At 68.0% G+C, this 1,568-nt stretch carries 1 protein-coding gene; it reads right to left on the bottom strand.

The features are described 5' to 3' along the window. Positions 1 to 426: 426 nt before the first annotated feature. A partial coding sequence (locus ELR45_RS21305) for a lipid II flippase MurJ (protein ID WP_165367984.1) occupies positions 427 to 1,568 on the bottom strand: 1,142 nt, incomplete at its 5' end.

Here is a 1,568-nt window from a genome sequence, read left to right as displayed (position 1 = left end):
AGAACCCGAAGTTCTCGCCCGTCGCGGCCGGCGCGATCACGTGCGGATGGACGCCGAGCGCCGGCAGACGATCGACGACCGAGCGGACGTGCCTGCCGACGCCTCCGCTACTCGTCGACAGCACCAATGTCACACGCATCGGAGCCACCTCTGCTGTTCCCGCTTCGTGAGAAGCCCGGTCACAATCAACGTGCGGGCCTTTGCATCAGGGACCACACTGGTGCCGCCGGTCGACGCGCACTCTGCGGTGCGCCTCCGTCCTGCGCTGCGCGAGCCAGGCAGGGATGTCTCGCTCGCTTCACCGGCACCCTTGTTGTCACCGGGACCTCCGACCCGTCGTTCTTCCACCCACATACCCCTCATGACCCGTCGCAACGTGACCCCTCACGATAGTCGTGTAACGCCGCATCCGATGAGTCCCACTCATCATCTTCTCAGCACAGCGACCAAAGCTTTGCGGTCAGTCATCACGATGACGCCTGCCGCCACGACCACAGCCGCAAGTGCCGATAGTACGCCAGAGAGGACGACCGCTCCGGTTCCTTTATCAGGTAGTAATGTCGACAGCCACCAACCGACCGCTCCCCCAGATGCAGCCCCGGTGACCACGCTGGCCAGTGCCCGTCCGATCCCCTGAAGCGCGGTCCGGCCAGAGTCGGCCGCGATGGCACGCAGGAGGAGGATCCCGGCCAAGGTCATTCCGATCGAATGGGCGGCGCCGAGCGCCGCGGTCACCCGTTCCTCCGCGACGACAGCGGCCAGCGCCGCAACCAGGACGACGACGAGCAGCCATCCGCTGGCCATCGCCGTAGCCGCGATCCGGCCGCGGCCGCGTGCGTAGAGCGCACGTCCGAGGTGCGCCACCAGGCCGTAGCCGAGCAGCCCTGGAGCGAATGCGATCAACGCCCACGCCATCCGCTCGATGCCGACGTCGCCTCGATCCAACAGGGCGAAGAAGCGCGCGACCGGCCATGCCGTCGCGATCAGGACGGCGGCGCCGAACGCCGAGGCCGTCAGTACCGCCCTGGTCGACGTAGCCAGCGTGCGCGCGTATGCCTGGGGATCGCTCTCGGCATAGGTGCTCAGCCGCGGGAAGGCGGCAGTCGCGATGGGCACGGCGAGCACCGCATAGGGCAGCAGATAGACCATCCAACTGTTCTGGTAGGTCACCGCTCCCCCAGTGCCGGCGTGCTCGTTCGACATCACGAATGACATCAGCATCGCGAGCTGCTGCGCCGCCAGCGTGGCGACGCCGGCGCCGGCGAGGCCCGCCGCCCGTCGGGCCACTCCAGGTGGGAAGCTCAGCGTCGGGCGCAGGCCGGTCGCGCGCATCAGCATCGGCACGAACGTGGTGAGAGCCAGCAACATCACGCCGAGCGTCGTCCCACCGGCCAGCACCAGTTCCGAGCGCCGGTCGAGAGCGTCCAGATCATTGCGGTCCCCGCCTCGGAAGACGTAGGCGAAGGCGACGAACGTCACCGCCACCACCACGCTGGAGACGATCGGCGCCAGAGCGGCGGCCAGAAACCGGCGATGTGCCTGCAACACACCGGCCGTGACAACGGCGA

Origin of the sequence: Phytoactinopolyspora endophytica, assembly GCF_004138495.1 — a bacterium.
GTDB classification, from domain to species: domain Bacteria; phylum Actinomycetota; class Actinomycetes; order Jiangellales; family Jiangellaceae; genus Phytoactinopolyspora; species Phytoactinopolyspora endophytica.
This window is presented reverse-complemented; position numbering and strand designations above follow the sequence as displayed.